Consider the following 14545-nt stretch of genomic DNA (forward strand, 5'->3'; position numbering starts at 1 on the left):
AACGGCGGCCGTAACTATAACGGTCCTAAGGTAGCGAAATTCCTTGTCGGGTAAGTTCCGACCTGCACGAATGGCGTAACGACTTCCCCACTGTCTCCAGGATATGCTCAGCGAAATTGAATTCTCCGTGAAGATGCGGAGTACCCGCGGTTAGACGGAAAGACCCCGTGCACCTTTACTGCAGCTTCAGAGTGGCATTAGGAAAGAGCTGTGTAGCATAGGTGGGAGGCTTTGAAGCATTGGCGCCAGCCGATGTGGAGCCATAGGTGAAATACCACCCTGCTGTTTTCTGATGTCTAACTACGTACCGTGATCCGGTACTGGGACCCTCTGTGGCGGGTAGTTTGACTGGGGCGGTCGCCTCCTAAAGAGTAACGGAGGCGCGCGATGGTAGGCTCAGGACGGTTGGAAACCGTCTGCAAGAGTGCAATGGCATAAGCCTGCCTGACTGCGAGACCGACAGGTCGAGCAGAGACGAAAGTCGGTCATAGTGATCCGGTGGTCCCTCGTGGAAGGGCCATCGCTCAACGGATAAAAGGTACGCCGGGGATAACAGGCTGATGATTCCCAAGAGCTCATATCGACGGAATCGTTTGGCACCTCGATGTCGGCTCATCACATCCTGGGGCTGGAGCAGGTCCCAAGGGTTTGGCTGTTCGCCAATTAAAGTGGTACGTGAGCTGGGTTCAGAACGTCGCGAGACAGTTTGGTCCCTATCTGCCGTGGGCGTCGATACTTGAAAGGAGTTGCCCCTAGTACGAGAGGACCGGGGTGAACATACCTCTGGTGTACCTGTCATCCTGCCAAGGGTGCCGCAGGGTAGCTATGTATGGACGGGATAACCGCTGAAAGCATCTAAGCGGGAAGCCTCCCTTGAGATTAGGTATCTTAGAGTCGTGATAGACCATCACGTTGATAGGCCGGGTGTGGAAGTGCGGTAACGCATGAAGCTAACCGGTCCTAATAACTCTGTTCACGCTTGATGAATCCCACCATCAACGACAGGCCTGATAATCATCAGGCCCAAGTTGATCAAAGAACGTCATCACAGCCAGACAAACAAACATCGATTAACCCGCAGGCCACATTGCTTGGTGGCCATAGCGTCTGTGACCCACCCGATCCCATCTCGAACTCGGCCGTGAAACCAGACAGCGCCAATGGTACTAACGCTCAAGCGTTGGAAGAGTAGGACGTCGCCAGGCATTGTAGCCTGCGGGCAAAAACCCATCACAATACATCAAATGCCGCTGCCGGACAAAATCCGAGCGGCGGCTTTCGTGTCTCTAGTCACCAGAGATACAACACAACGCGGGGTGGAGCAGTCCGGTAGCTCGTCAGGCTCATAACCTGAAGGTCGTAGGTTCAAATCCTACCCCCGCAACCAAAAAAATCAAGGGCTTAGCCGAAAGGCTAGGCCCTTTGTTTTTGGATTTGGCACAATTTTGGCACAGTAAGCCAAAAAATGGCACAGCAAGTCACAGCAATTCTCAATGGCGATCAATCATCCGAGGGATGCCGACATCATCCGCCACCGCTTTACAGACCCTCGAGAGACGCTGCGGGAGTTGTTCTCGCGGATCGTGTTCAATATCCTCTCGGGGAACACCGATGACCACGCCCGTAACCACGCAGCATTCTGGGACGGCGAAATGCTGTCGCTCACCCCCGCGTATGACATTTGCCCGCAGGGGCGGGCGGGGCAGGAAGCTACACAGGCGATGCTCATTACCGACGAAAACCGCGCGAGCCGTGTCCAGACCTGTATTGAGGCAGCCCACCACTTCCTGCTGTCTCAGGATGAGGCGATAAGCATCATAGAAAACCAACTGCGCTACATTGCCAAGAATTGGGCAGCGGTATGCGATGAGGCAAGGCTTTCCGAAACTGAGCGGAACTTCTTCTGGGGGCGGCAATTCCTCAACCCCTATGCCTTCACAGCACTTGAAAGTGCTTCATCGGCGCTCACGGACCTGGCAGACGAACTGCGCAAAACTGTCGCTTAGATCGATGCTCAAGAAGGCTGACGGGAAGGGACGAAACCCTCCGGTCATATACAGCAATCGACAGAATGTCTGGCTCGCAATCCCGACCTGTCAGTTTTGACAGGGTCAGGCCAAAGAACGGCAGATTTCCGACCACTTCCATAAGTAGGCAGACCATCATAACCTATGAAAGGGTCTGTTCATGGATGGCGAAAACATCCTTACTATCGACCAGCTGGTCTCGGCCTTTCCCGCTTTTGGCGAGAAAACCGTCCGCTGGTGGATTTACAACGGCAAGATCAACGGCTTCGAGGCCTGCCTCATACGGATTGGCTCCCGCATCTATATCGATCGGAAGCGCTTCATCGATTGGGTCAAGAGCCATCGACCGGTGAAGGACGTTCCTCCGGAACATTTCGAACCGGCGGCGGAGCTCGAAGACGTTGAATAGGCCATTCCTCGCGAAACAAGAAACAGGCCGCTTGCCGTCCTCCAATGCGTTTCGGCCCCTTGATGCTCTTGGGGGTGCAGCGCCCGGCTGAGACGGTCTCTTTCTTTGGCCATGGAAAGGCTCGCGACGGTCGCGGGCTTCCGAACCAAAACAGGAGACACTTACCATGACCACCATCGCAACCTTCACCAAAACCGAGAACGGCTACATCGGCGCCATCCACACGTTGGCTCTGAAATCAAAGCTGACGCTGAGCCCCGCAGACAACACCAAGGGCAAGGCTCCCGACTTCCGCGTAATCGCTGAAGACGGCATCGAGATTGGCGGCGCCTGGAAGCGCAAGAGCAAGAGCGGCAATGCCTACCTGTCAGTCCGCCTCGACGATCCGAGCTTTACCGCTCCGGTTTACGCCAACCTCGTCGAACGTGACGGCCAGCACCTGCTGATCTGGAATCGCTAATGATGGCCATCGGATACCGCCGCCATGCATGGCGGCGGTATTTCGCGGGCTTCTCAGTGTCCAATTTCCTGCCTTCGATCCATCTTTCATGGTATAATTTTGCAAATACGAAAGGGTGGGAAATTGCAGATTACATTACCGCCGGATTTGGCGAAAATTGTTCAAAGAAAAGTAGACTCGCGGCTCTATAAGACGCCTGATGATGTCATACGGATGGCGCTTGAAGTTCTGGTCGAATACGACCGTGAAGACGAGGCGCGCCTGAAGGAATTGCAGGACATGGTTCGAGAGGCTGACGAGTCGTATGAACGAGGGGAATCCATAGAGTTTACGACTATGGAGGACTTGCTCAAGGTTGATGACTAAGGAAGCCATGTGGCGAAACCTCCGGCCCCGAAGATTGAATCGCCAGCCCGCAGTGACCTGCGACGGATTGGAAAGGAAACCGCTGAGCAGTGGGGTGAGGCGCAAAAGGCACGCTATCTTTCCAAAATCGAAACCCTGATAAAGACCATCGCTTTGCAGCCTCGAATGGGTCAGGCCAGAGATGACCTTCGGGGTGGTGTGAGAACTGTAGTCGCCGGGAAACATCACATCCTTTATTGCTTGCGCGATGACCGCGTTCACGTTCTGCGTGTTGTTCATCAGAATAGAGACTTGAAGCGGGAGATTGAGCGAAGCCGGTCCAGAGAGCTGGACCTTAGTCGATGACGAAAACCGCCCCCATCGCTGGGGGCGGTTTGTCGTTATGAGTGGCCTCAAGTGCTGGGCTTCGCACGGCTGTAGAGAGACCATTGGCCATGCTTTTCCCACCATTGGTAGACCTTGTTATCGGTCCCGAGGCCGTAGATCGTGCGGCCAGGCTCAGCCTGCCTGCGGCAGAACCAGTTCGTAGCTTGTGCTGCGCCCACCGCCGGGAAGCTGACGGAAAACGCCGAGGCCGGATAGTTCAGACAGATCGCGTGTCGCCGTTGCTTTCGAGCAGCCCGTGATGCTCACATATTTCTTGGCGCTCATGCCCCCAATGAAGCCGTCTGGCCCTTCGCGCATCATGCGCTTGATGACACGAGTCTGCCTTTCGTTCAGGGTGTCTTCGTGCGTTTCCCAGAAGCGTGCTTTGCCCAGCACGAACATGATCATCTCGCGTGCCTCCAATTGTGCCTGAAGGATAGTGTGCGCAAACCATTCGACCCAGCGAGTAATGTCGAGATCGCCGTGGCTGGCAAGGTTCAGCTCATCATAATACTCTTTCCGCCGCGTCTGGATGACTGACGACAGGCTTAATAGAACGGGACTTCCCAGTTCCTGCGACAGCGCTACTTCCGACAGGGCGCGCCCGATACGACCGTTACCATCGGCAAAGGGGTGAATGGTCTCGAAATAGAGGTGCAGAACCGCCGCACGGATTGGTGCAGGCATGTTTGCCTTCTCTCCCTCAGGTGCAGTTGCGTTAAACCACTCGATAAATCCTGTCATTTCATCGGGTACTTTGTCTGGTGGCGGGGCATTGAAATGCACTGTCTCGCGTCCGATCGGGCCAGACACGATCTGCATTTCATCATCGCGCCAGTTTCCGACGGGCACGCGCGTGCGCAGGCTATCGTCTGTCATGACCATATCGTGCCATTGAAAGAGGCGTTCTTTGGTCAATGGGGTGCGGAAGGCCTCCCGCGCGGAAATCATTAACGCGGAAATGCCATTTGCGCGGGGATCGCGCACAGGTTCGGGTACGCTGACCAAGCCGAGCTGGTTGCGGATGGATGAGCGCACATCATCGCGGTCATAATGCTCGCCTTCAATCTGCGAGGTGCGTATGGCTTCCGTCACCATCAGGTCGATGAGTGCTTCGCTTTTCTCTTCCTCATCAACACCGGCCAGCCGTCCAGCTAGGGCATTGGCTTCAGCCGCATATTTATAGAGGACATCCTGGAGGGCGTCCGTTTGGTAGGTAAATTGCGGCCATTCCGCGTGTTTCCAGATTGCTTCCATGCGTACCTCTAATCTCCTTTGAGCCGATTATATCGCATAATCGGCTCAGGAAATAGAAAAAAATGAGCCGAATAAGGTTGCTAATCGCCTCAAAGATGCGCTGGACGCATGTTTTTTTGGCCACGTTCAATCTGAGTATTCCTCCTGTGGCCAGGGTAGCAACCCGCTACGTTTGTCCCGTCTCAACGCCTTTGAGACAGTTTGGGTTTAACGGATAAGGGAGGATTTTGGCTCATCATAGCTCACGTAAAGGAAGTGACGATGAGACAGAAATCCGGGCTGCAGAAGCCGACGGCAGACAAGGCGATCAAGGATATCCGCCGCGCCACCCGCAAATCCTATTCCGCTGAGGAGAAAATCCGCATTGTGCTGGAAGGCCTGCGTGGCGAAGACAGTATCGCCGCGCTCTGCCGCCGTGAGGGTATCGCCGAGAGCATGTATTACACCTGGTCGAAGGAGTTCCTCGAGGCCGGCAAGCGGCGGCTGGCCGGCGATACGGCACGGGCCGCAACCACGGATGAGGTTAAGGCATTACGTCGGGAAACGCGTGATCTGAAAGAGGTCGTGGCCGAGCAGACGCTGGAGTTGCGCTTGCTCAAAAAAAGCATGATCGGGGATGGGGACGCAGAAGAATGAGATACCCCGCTTCTGAGAAGCTGGAAATCATCCGGCTGGTCGAGCAGTCCCATCTGCCGGTGAAGAAGACGCTGGAACAGCTCGCCATTCCACGACAGACCTTCTATCGCTGGTATGACCGCTTCCAGCGCTTTGGCGTAGAGGGGCTGGAGGATCGCTCATCCGCTCCGTCACGGGTATGGAACCGTATTCCCGATGATGTCAAGGAGGAGCTGATCGAACTGGCGCTTGAAGAGCCGGAACTGTCGCCGCGCGAACTGGCGGTGACGTTCACCGACACAAAAAGCTATTTCGTATCAGAAGCGTCCGTTTATCGTCTGCTCAAAGCCCACGATCTGATCACCTCGCCAGCCTTCATCGTCGTCAAGGCGGATAATGCGTTTAAGGACAAGACTGTTCGGCCCAATGAGATGTGGCAAACCGTTTTCACCTATCTGAAGGTGATCGGCTGGGGCTGGTTCTATCTGTCCACCATTCTCGATGATTTCTCGCGTTACATTGTGGGATGGAAGCTGTGCACGAACATGAAGGTCGACGATGTGACCGATACGCTGAACATCGCGCTTTCCGCATCCGGCTGCGATAGCGTCAAGGTGGAGCACAAACCGCGGCTGCTGTCGGATAATGGCGGATGCTATATCGCCGAAGATCTGGCGGACTGGCTGAAGGACAGGAAAATGGAGCAGCTTCACGGCGCCCCAGGCCATCCCCAGACGCAAGGCAAGATCGAGCGCTGGCACCAGACGCTGAAAAACCGGATCCTGCTCGAAAATTACTTCTTCCCCGAGGACCTGGAAGCTCAGATCGGTGCATTCATCGACCATTACAACAACCGACGATACCACGAGAGCCTCGGCAACCTCACGCCGGCAGATGTCTACTTCGGCAGAGGAAATGAAATCCTGAAACAGCGAAAAAGGATCAAGCAACAGACCATTCAGCACCGCCGCTTGCAACATCACGCAAACGCCGCTTAAATCAACAAACCAGACGAGCCAGACCCTCCTGATAGCCAGACCCCATTCTGTCCATAATCATTCGATGACGGACAGACCGGCCATGCACGTCTCAACAAATATCTCAGTTTCATTATGTGGCGTCGTTCACGATCTGCAGAGCGTGAACGCGCGCAGACTTCCATTGACCCCTTCGCCGGCTCCGGTGGCTCGTGACAAAAATAGCTATGGAGTATTTATGAAGTATATTTATGTGATGTATTGCACAAGTCCAACTGTTTAACAGAAAATATCGTATAAAGCGCATTATTCGATCGGATTAATTTTTGGATTCAAAGTGTATCTCCTCATTTGAATCAAAGTTTTGCCCGTTGTAAACAGTTGCAAGAAAATTTCACGTTTTTATATTTTGTCACCCTCGAATGCGCTCCTGGGTGTTGCCAATCTCTACCGGCTGCGTGTGGAACGTCTGACGGAGGCGCTAAACGATCCAGATGGCGGCAGGCAGGCGGCAGAGGCACTGCGCTCGCTGATCGGCGAGATCGTACTGACCCCCGGCACCAAGCGCGGGGAGGTTCATGCTGAGCTACGCGGCGAGCTGTTTGGCATTCTCGGACTTGCGAATGCGGAAGCAGGAGGGCCGCAGAACAGCCCTTTTATGCCATTCGTTGAAGCGAGCTCCCGCAACCATTCATAACTTCACAACATTAAACACAACTCTCAGGCAATCTAAAGGACGCCAGACCAGCAAGGTCCGACGTCCTTGTCCCAATGGCCTTATAACCCAGGGCTCCATGATGCCGGCAGCGTCAGAGCCGGCAGTTTGACATTCACCCTTTCCGTCATCGCATCGGCTGAACTGCCCAGCATGACCTGATAGGTGCCCGCAGCACGTACCCAACTGTTTGTCTTGGCGTCAAATACAGCTAGCAGGCGTGGATCAACCCTGACCGTGGCGCTGCTGCTTTCGCCCGGAGCAAGGTCGAGCTTGGCAAAACCGGCGAGGCGGCGGGGAGCTTCCCAGCCTTCACCTGCAACATAGATCTGCGCCACATCTTTGCCAGCGCGTTTGCCAATATTGCTAACGGTGAAGCTGGCTTCCACTGTATCACCCTGTGCTTGTGCACTGAGGCCGCTATGCGTGAAGTCAGTGTAAGAAAGGCCATGGCCAAAAGCGAATTGGGGGGCGTGATCCTTTGCGTCGAACCATTTATAACCCACCGTTGCCCCTTCGCTGTAAACAACATCGCCCTTTTGCGGCTTTTGCGGATGGGGAAGTTGGTCGAGGCTTTTGGGGAAGGTCATCGGGAGATGGCCTGACGGGTTCACCTTGCCAAACAAGATATTCGCAATCGCTGCGCCGCCCTGTGTGCCGGGGTACCAGGCTTCAACAATACCGCTGACCTTTTCGGCCCAAGGCGTGAACACAGCACCGCCCGTTTCGAGCACAACCACTGTGTTGGGATTGGCGCTCGACACCTGATCGATCACCGTATCCTGATCGCCCAGTGAAAGTGAGACGTCGAAGGCCTCACCTGCCCATTGAGTCGCAAAGATAACCGCCACATCTGCTTTGGCAGCCGCTTGTGCCGCTGCAGCCGGGTCTGTGCCGTCAACAAAGGTGATGGTCGCATTGGGCGCCTGTTTGCGGATTTCCTCCAATGGGGAGGAGGGGTAATACATGACAGGGCCAGGCCAGATTTTGGGTTCAAGTCCGGGCACTGCATTGCCATCCACCGGATAGACGAGCGACGAACCGCCCCCTGCCAGCACGCCCTTATCTGCGTGGCCGCCGATGATGGCGATGGATTCTACCTTTGGCGAAAGCGGGAGGATCTTACCTTTGTTCTGCAAGAGGACGATTGCTTCTTCGGCATCGGCCTGCGTCACTTTGGCATGGGCTGCCAACATATCGTCAGGCAGTTTCATCGGCGCGGACGTTACGGGCTGATCGAACAGGCCATGCGCAAACATCGGGTAGAGGATGCTGGACACCATCCGATCAAGATCGGCGGCAGAAACATCCCCCTTGTCGAGCGCTTCTTTCAGCAATTCGCCATAATAGGGCTTTTCATCAAAGGGGTAGCCTGATTGCTGATCAAGCCCGGCTTTCACGGATGCGACTGTAGAATGGGTGGCGCCCCAATCGGACATGACATAGCCTTTGAAGCCCCAGTCCTTGCGAAGCACTTCATCCAGCAGCCAGGGGCTTTCGCAGGCAAAAGGTCCATTCACCCGGTTGTAAGAACACATCACCGAACCGGCGTCAGATTTCTCCAGCGCGATATGGAAGGCCAGCAGGTCTGACATTTGTGCGGCAGCGGGCGTGATGATGGAATTGCCCGCATTGCGATCTGTTTCCTGATCGTTCACCGCGAAATGCTTGATGGTGGAGATGATGTTATTGGACTGAATGCCTGCGGTGGCAGCACCGGTCATGATACCGGCGAGATAGGGGTCTTCACCGCCATATTCGAAATTACGGCCGTTGCGTGGTTCGCGGTTGAGATTGACACCACCCGCCAGCATCACATTGAAACCGGAAGCGCGCGCTTCCGCGCCGATCATCTTGCCACCTTCATACGCTATTTCAGGGTTCCAGGTGGCCGCAGTGGCAACATTCGAGGGCAGGGCAGTGCGCCCACGCTTTTCTTTGGCACCGCCTTGTGTGGCCACGCCGATAGCGGCATCGGTCTGCCATTGAGGTGGAATGTTAAGCCGTGCAATTCCCGGCACATAGCCGGCAGATCCGGGGCGGGCACCTTCAGGGGGCGTGAATTGCTTGAAAGGCAGGTTCGAGCCGAAATAGCCGCGTACCAGCACAAGCTTTTCCGCCTCGGTCATTTGGGGCAACAGCATATCAACCCGCGCTTGCGGAGGGAGACTGCTATCGAGCCAGGGCTGGGCATCTGTTTTTGCAGCTTCTTGTGCGCTGGCCGTTGCCGGAATGCCTGACAAAGCCAGGCTTGCAAGGCTGACAGTGGCGAAAGCTGATGCAGTCAGCCTCATAGTACGAAATGAATGCATATTTCCTCCCCATTAAAATTAGTCAGGATTTTAGAATTTTCCCTGAGTCTTTTAATTGTATAAATTAATTTTTTAATTCTATGAATTTCTGAAAAATAGCAAATAGCTGTATGCAATTTCGATAAATCAGCAGAGGTGTTGGAGCGGCAGCTCAAGCGACAAAAAGCCTGAGGACCCGCTCAAGATAATTCTATAATGGCAATCGATGGAAAAGTCTTGCGCAGATGACAACGTAATCAATTACAAATTTCAATAGACCTATACAAAATTTCTATTTTGTAGGGCTAAAATATGGGTGCATATCAACCTGGTTGCAGTGTCGCGGTACCATAAAATGATGGGCCGTGATGCAGGGGGGACTGCGAAACAGCGCCAGAGAGGGAAATTACCCTGATCTGGGACTGTGTCTCCTGCAGAATTGATGCGGGAAGAAGCACTAAAAAATGCTCTCCCGCTGTAACCAGGGAGAGAGAAATGAATAATTCAAAGCGGTGGCTTCTGTGTTGTGCAAGTGTCGCTGCATTTTCATGCGGTGTGGCCTTTCCGGCCTATGCACAATCCAGTAACGCCGATGATAGCAGCGTCGGTGCTGATCCGATTGCGGAACCTCAATCCTTCGATCCTAAAACGGAAATCATTGTCACCGGTACGAATATTTCCGGTGTAAAGCCAGTTGGTTCGGAAACGATTGCGCTGGATCGCAATGCTATTCTCGACACCGGTCTGACCAATGTCAGTGAGGTTCTCAACACGTTGCCACAGGTGCAGAACAATCCTAACGCTGGTGGTTCAGGGCCAGTCTATCGCCAGGGCGGCACCTCCGGCTATGGCGGCAATCCGACGCAAGGCACGGCGATCAATCTGCGCGGTCTGGGGACATCTGCCACGCTGACTTTGGTGGATGGCCACCGGGTGGTGCCAAGCGGTGCATCCGATACATTCACCGAAGCCATTCAGGTGCCGATTGCAGCGGTTGAGCGGATCGAAATCGTGAGCGACGGTAATTCCGCCATCTATGGTTCCGATGCCATTTCGGGCGTTGTGAACTATGTTCTGCGCAAGGATTTTGATGGACTTGAAGTGTCCGGAAGGGACACATTTAACGACTTTTATAACACGTGGGGTGCGTCGGTCACTTTCGGCAAGAGCTGGGGCAGCGGGAACTTCATCGCTACGTATGATTATGAAAATCGTGGTAGCTTCAAGAGCAGCAAATCGCGTTTTACAAGGCAGGATCTGAGGCCTTTAGGCGGGCCGGACCGGCGGGCGATTGATGATAATCTCAGTGTCGCCAGTCCAACTCTGCTGGTGGGTGGTAATGGCCAGCCTTATAGCTATTACACCATCCCGGACAATGCGGCGCCGGGTGTCAGCTTTGGCGATCTTACTGAGGGTGCCAATCTCCAGGACGCTTCTGATTACACTGACTTTCTTGGTAAGCAGCAGCGCCATCAGGCGGCAGTGTTTATCAATCAGGATCTGTCAGACAGCTTGTCGGCTTATGTAGAAGCCTTTTACACCCATCGCGATACCAGCACGAAAAGCTATGGCAATTCGCGTGTGGGTTCCGATGTGACGGTTTGCCAGGGCAGCCCCTATTATATTGCGGATGCTCCGGCGGCGGCCTCCCGCTCCAGCGCATTATGCGGCGGCGGCCTGGGGCAGACGGTGAAAGTTGATCCGGTGAGCTTCTTTGGCTCCCCTTCGGTCACCGATAACACTACGGAAACGATCAGTGCCACCGCAGGGCTCAAAGCTGGCCTCGGTTCAGGCTGGAATGCTGACACCTATTTTACCTATGCACATGATTCCACCTGCGGCATCTGCAATTATGATAATAACGCGAATGGCGCGGCACTGGCGGAGCAGATTGTTCTGGGCAATATTAACCCCTATTCCACTGATACGCTGACCGAGGACCAGCTCTCCACATTCATGGGCTCGAATACACAGGATGCGAGCAATACATTCTATGATTGGGTGCTGAAATTTGACGGCCCTGTCTTTGATCTTCCTGCTGGGATGGTCAAAACCGCTTTCGGCGGGGAATGGGCACATAACAAGCAAAGTCTTGTCAATGGCAGCAACAATGCGTTCGAAAACTCGGACCCAACCAATAACGAATATACGATCACCAACGATACAACCAAGACGCGCACGACGGTTTCGGCTTTTGCAGAATTGTTCGTTCCTCTTGTGTCTGATGACATGGAAGTGCCACTGATTCAGGAACTGAATGTTGATGCTGCGGTGCGGTATGATCATTATTCAGACTTTGGCAGCACAACCAATCCCAAGATCGGTGCGACCTGGAAATTGACGGATTCGCTCGATCTGCGCGGGTCATGGGGAACATCTTTCCGTGCACCTTCGCTGACCGACACGAATATCTATAATTTCTCAGCCGCTGTGATCGGTGTGCCATGGGCCAATAATTCTGGCCGCAGCGATATTGCCAATATCTTCCCCGGCAATGCCAGTGGTTACCTTTTGATCGGAGCCAATCCTGATCTGAAACCCGAAACAGCCACGACGTGGTCTGCCGGGTTCGATTTTTCACCTGTGGGATCAGGCTTCCGCTTTTCCGGCACCTATTACAGCACGAAATATTCCCAGCAGATCATCGGTCAGAATACCGGCCTTTATCTCTCCAGCCCGGAAAATGCCGCGCTCTATTCCAGCTATTATACACCTGTCAGCAACCCTGGAACCTGCGTGAATGGTTCACCGTCAACCTATGATCCAGTGCTGGCCGCCTTCATCGAGGCCAATCCTGCCCTTTATAACACGCCGGTAATGGGGGCCTGTTCGGTTACGGTCATCCTTGATGGTCGTAAGACCAATGCGGCAACCACCTTTCAGGATGGTCTGGATTTTCAGGCAAACTACGCTTTTGATTCCTCGGTGGGGAATTGGACGCTTTCGCTCAATGTCACGAAAATCCTGAACCAGACGGTCGAATTCGTCGAAGGTGCTGGCAAGCAGGATGTGCTCGACACCTATTACTATCCCGTCAGCCTGCGCGGACGTGGCCAGATTGGCTGGAACAACGGCAGCGGGCTGGGGGCCAATCTTTTCGTGAACTATGTGGGGTCATACACCAACACCATCCCGCTGACAGGTCAGCCGGAAAGCAAGGTTCCTGAATGGGTGACAGTGGATCTCGGCCTCAATTATAAGGTACCAGATGATGCCTCTATTCTTGGCGGGCTGCGGATGTCGGTGAATATTCAAAATCTGACCGATGAAGACCCACCCGTCGTGCTGACGCAAAGCGGCAATAATTATTCAGCCTATGATGCTTCCAATGCCAATTTCTTTGGCCGCACGGTAAGTGTTCAGGTCACAAAGACATTCTAATTTATCTGGGGCGGGGGGAGCCGAAAGGCTATTGCCCGCCCGGATTTTACGCGGGAGATTGAACATAATGAAACGCATGACCATCGCCCTGTTGGGCCTTGCCGGAACTGCTCTGGCACTGGCTCAGCCGCTGGCGGCCCAAGATGCGGCCAGCCCGGTTGTCACCGTGGATACCGGCAAGCTGCGTGGAACCACCGAAGATGGCGTGGAAAGCTGGAAGGGTATCCCCTTTGCTGCTCCCCCGGTTGGTGATCTGCGCTGGCGGGCGCCGCAACCGGCTGCACAATGGAACGGCGTGCGCGATGCCACGCAATATAGCTCTGACTGTATGCAGAAGCCTTTCCCCAGCGATGCTGCGCCACTTGGCACAACCCCGGCAGAAGATTGCCTCTATGCCAATGTCTGGAAGCCCAGCAAGGCGTTGCTGGCAGCTCAGCCGCAAATGCCTTTTGGCCCACCAGCCAAGACCGATAAACTGCCGGTCATGGTGTGGATCTATGGCGGCGGCTTCGTGAATGGCGGCGCTTCACCGCCAACCTATTCCGGTGCGAATATGGCCAAGCAGGGCCTCGTATTTGTCAGTTTCAATTACCGCATTGGACGCTTTGGTACCTTTGCGCATCCCCAGTTGACTAAGGCGGATGCTGACAAGGGATTGCTTGGCAATTACGGGTTCCTCGATCAGATTGCTGCGCTCAAATGGGTGCAAAAGAATATCGCTCAGTTCGGCGGTGATCCAGACAATGTCACGATCATCGGCGAAAGCGCTGGGGGCATGTCGGTCAATAATCTGCTGACCTCTCCGATGAGCCAGGATTTGTTCGACAAAGCCATCATCATGTCTGGCGGCAACGGTCAGGCATTGGGGCAGACTGATCTCAAGGGCACGGAAGAAATTGGCGTCAATTTCGCCAATGCGCATGGGATTAAGCCCAACGATCCGCAGGCCCTGAAAAAGCTGCGCGCCTTGAGCGCTGAAGAAGTAACCGATGGGCTCAGTATGGCGGCCATGTTCGCTCCAAGCGGCGGACCGAAAACTTTTGCCAGTCCTTTTGTAGATGGCAAAATTGCGGTCAATCAGATGGATGCCTATCAGAGCGGCAAATTCGCCCATGTTCCGGTGATGATCGGTGCGACCAGCGCAGATATGGGTGGAATTGCCGGCATGATGGTCGGCGGGGCTCGCAGCATAGCTCAGGCGATCTCTGCACAGGGCGTACCGGTGTATGAATACCGCTTCTCCTATGTTGCGGATTCCGTCGGTCGTCCGGGCGCTGACCATGCCACGGATATCCCATTCTTCTTCGATAATGCCGCGATTAAATATGGCGACAAGACGACGGAGAAGGATGTGATGATGGGCAAATATATCAGCTCTTATCTCGCCAATTTTGCCAAACGCGGAGACCCCAATTTCTTCGGTCAGATGGAATGGCCGCGTTATGAAACCAAAACCGATATGGTGATGGATTTCGCTGCCGATGGCAAAGCAGAGCCCAAGGAAGACCCTTGGGGCGAATATATCGATGCCAAGCTTGCTGAAGAAGCAGCGGCAGCAGGCAAATAACCCTCTCCCCCCAGCATCAGCAATGATGCATCAGGGCCGGTCCTTTCGCAAAAGGGACCGGCCTTCTTTTTGGCTGTGTTTGGGCGCTTTGTGGTACAGTTGCAGGCGCTTCAG

The 14545-nt window shown here is 54.3% G+C and carries 11 protein-coding genes, 1 tRNA gene and 2 rRNA genes; 12 read left to right on the forward strand and 2 right to left on the reverse strand.

The window, feature by feature from the left end:
- From GRI39_RS00005 to GRI39_RS14800, 8 genes are all read left to right on the forward strand, one after another.
- Nucleotides 1–983: ribosomal RNA gene (locus GRI39_RS00005) — 23S ribosomal RNA — on the forward strand; the annotation flags it as partial.
- Nucleotides 984–1090: 107 nt separating this feature from the next.
- Nucleotides 1091–1205 (forward strand): 5S ribosomal RNA (gene rrf, locus GRI39_RS00010).
- A gap of 105 nt (nucleotides 1206–1310) precedes the next feature.
- Nucleotides 1311–1387, forward strand: a tRNA-Met gene (locus GRI39_RS00015).
- 106 nt (nucleotides 1388–1493) lie between these two features.
- Nucleotides 1494–2006 (forward strand): HipA domain-containing protein, encoded by a 513-nt coding sequence (locus tag GRI39_RS00020; RefSeq protein WP_160737676.1) that lies wholly within the window; start codon nucleotides 1494–1496, stop codon nucleotides 2004–2006.
- 181 nt (nucleotides 2007–2187) lie between these two features.
- Nucleotides 2188–2436: a MerR family transcriptional regulator gene (locus tag GRI39_RS00025; protein ID WP_160737677.1), complete on the forward strand. Its 249-nt coding sequence runs from the start codon at nucleotides 2188–2190 to the stop codon at nucleotides 2434–2436.
- A 166-nt stretch (nucleotides 2437–2602) separates the two neighbouring features.
- Nucleotides 2603–2896, forward strand: coding sequence for a DUF736 domain-containing protein (locus GRI39_RS00030; protein WP_160737678.1), 294 nt, complete (start codon nucleotides 2603–2605; stop codon nucleotides 2894–2896).
- A 123-nt stretch (nucleotides 2897–3019) separates the two neighbouring features.
- Nucleotides 3020–3262, forward strand: a complete 243-nt coding sequence (locus tag GRI39_RS14795) for a ribbon-helix-helix domain-containing protein (RefSeq protein WP_160737679.1) — start codon at nucleotides 3020–3022, stop codon at nucleotides 3260–3262.
- A gap of 9 nt (nucleotides 3263–3271) precedes the next feature.
- Complete coding sequence (locus tag GRI39_RS14800; protein ID WP_160737680.1) at nucleotides 3272–3607, forward strand: type II toxin-antitoxin system RelE/ParE family toxin; 336 nt, start codon at nucleotides 3272–3274, stop codon at nucleotides 3605–3607.
- A 153-nt stretch (nucleotides 3608–3760) separates the two neighbouring features.
- On the opposite strand, the gene GRI39_RS00045 is transcribed toward GRI39_RS14800, so the two are convergent.
- Nucleotides 3761–4885, reverse strand: coding sequence for a Fic family protein (locus tag GRI39_RS00045; RefSeq protein ID WP_160737681.1), 1125 nt, complete (start codon nucleotides 4883–4885; stop codon nucleotides 3761–3763).
- A gap of 261 nt (nucleotides 4886–5146) precedes the next feature.
- Here GRI39_RS00045 and GRI39_RS00050 point away from each other — a divergent pair.
- Together GRI39_RS00050 and GRI39_RS14415 are read left to right on the forward strand one after the other, a co-directional pair.
- Nucleotides 5147–6498 (forward strand): IS3 family transposase gene (locus GRI39_RS00050; RefSeq protein ID WP_160737682.1). Its coding sequence is split into 2 segments (ribosomal slippage): nucleotides 5147–5483 and nucleotides 5483–6498, totalling 1353 coding nucleotides; the frame shifts between segments, so codons are not numbered across the junction.
- A 388-nt stretch (nucleotides 6499–6886) separates the two neighbouring features.
- Nucleotides 6887–7174 carry a hypothetical protein gene (locus GRI39_RS14415; protein ID WP_211371376.1) on the forward strand — a complete coding sequence of 96 codons (288 nt, stop codon included), beginning with the start codon at nucleotides 6887–6889 and terminating at the stop codon, nucleotides 7172–7174.
- Between the two features lie 80 nt (nucleotides 7175–7254).
- Here GRI39_RS14415 and GRI39_RS00060 read toward each other — a convergent pair whose 3' ends face one another.
- Nucleotides 7255–9504 carry a beta-glucosidase family protein gene (locus tag GRI39_RS00060; protein WP_246204790.1) on the reverse strand — a complete coding sequence of 750 codons (2250 nt, stop codon included), beginning with the start codon at nucleotides 9502–9504 and terminating at the stop codon, nucleotides 7255–7257.
- 474 nt (nucleotides 9505–9978) lie between these two features.
- Between GRI39_RS00060 and GRI39_RS00065 the strand changes: the two genes are divergently transcribed.
- On the forward strand, nucleotides 9979–12864 hold the full coding sequence (locus tag GRI39_RS00065; protein WP_160737683.1) for a TonB-dependent receptor plug domain-containing protein: 2886 nt from the start codon (nucleotides 9979–9981) through the stop codon (nucleotides 12862–12864).
- A gap of 67 nt (nucleotides 12865–12931) precedes the next feature.
- Nucleotides 12932–14431 carry a carboxylesterase/lipase family protein gene (locus GRI39_RS00070; RefSeq protein WP_160737684.1) on the forward strand — a complete coding sequence of 500 codons (1500 nt, stop codon included), beginning with the start codon at nucleotides 12932–12934 and terminating at the stop codon, nucleotides 14429–14431.
- The last annotated feature ends 114 nt before the right edge of the window (nucleotides 14432–14545 follow it).

This window comes from Altericroceibacterium indicum, from assembly GCF_009828105.1.
In the GTDB taxonomy this organism is placed as follows: domain Bacteria; phylum Pseudomonadota; class Alphaproteobacteria; order Sphingomonadales; family Sphingomonadaceae; genus Altericroceibacterium; species Altericroceibacterium indicum.

Bases quoted from the DNA above. Each gene is read 5' to 3' on its own strand.
- GRI39_RS00020 (WP_160737676.1), top strand. From the start codon at position 1,494: ATGGCGATCAATCATCCGAGGGATGCCGACATCATCCGCCACCGCTTT.
- GRI39_RS00025 (WP_160737677.1), top strand. From the start codon at position 2,188: ATGGATGGCGAAAACATCCTTACTATCGACCAGCTGGTCTCGGCCTTT.
- GRI39_RS00030 (WP_160737678.1), top strand. From the start codon at position 2,603: ATGACCACCATCGCAACCTTCACCAAAACCGAGAACGGCTACATCGGC.
- GRI39_RS00045 (WP_160737681.1), bottom strand. From the start codon at position 4,885: ATGGAAGCAATCTGGAAACACGCGGAATGGCCGCAATTTACCTACCAA.
- GRI39_RS00060 (WP_246204790.1), bottom strand. From the start codon at position 9,504: ATGCATTCATTTCGTACTATGAGGCTGACTGCATCAGCTTTCGCCACT.
- GRI39_RS00065 (WP_160737683.1), top strand. From the start codon at position 9,979: ATGAATAATTCAAAGCGGTGGCTTCTGTGTTGTGCAAGTGTCGCTGCA.
- GRI39_RS00070 (WP_160737684.1), top strand. From the start codon at position 12,932: ATGAAACGCATGACCATCGCCCTGTTGGGCCTTGCCGGAACTGCTCTG.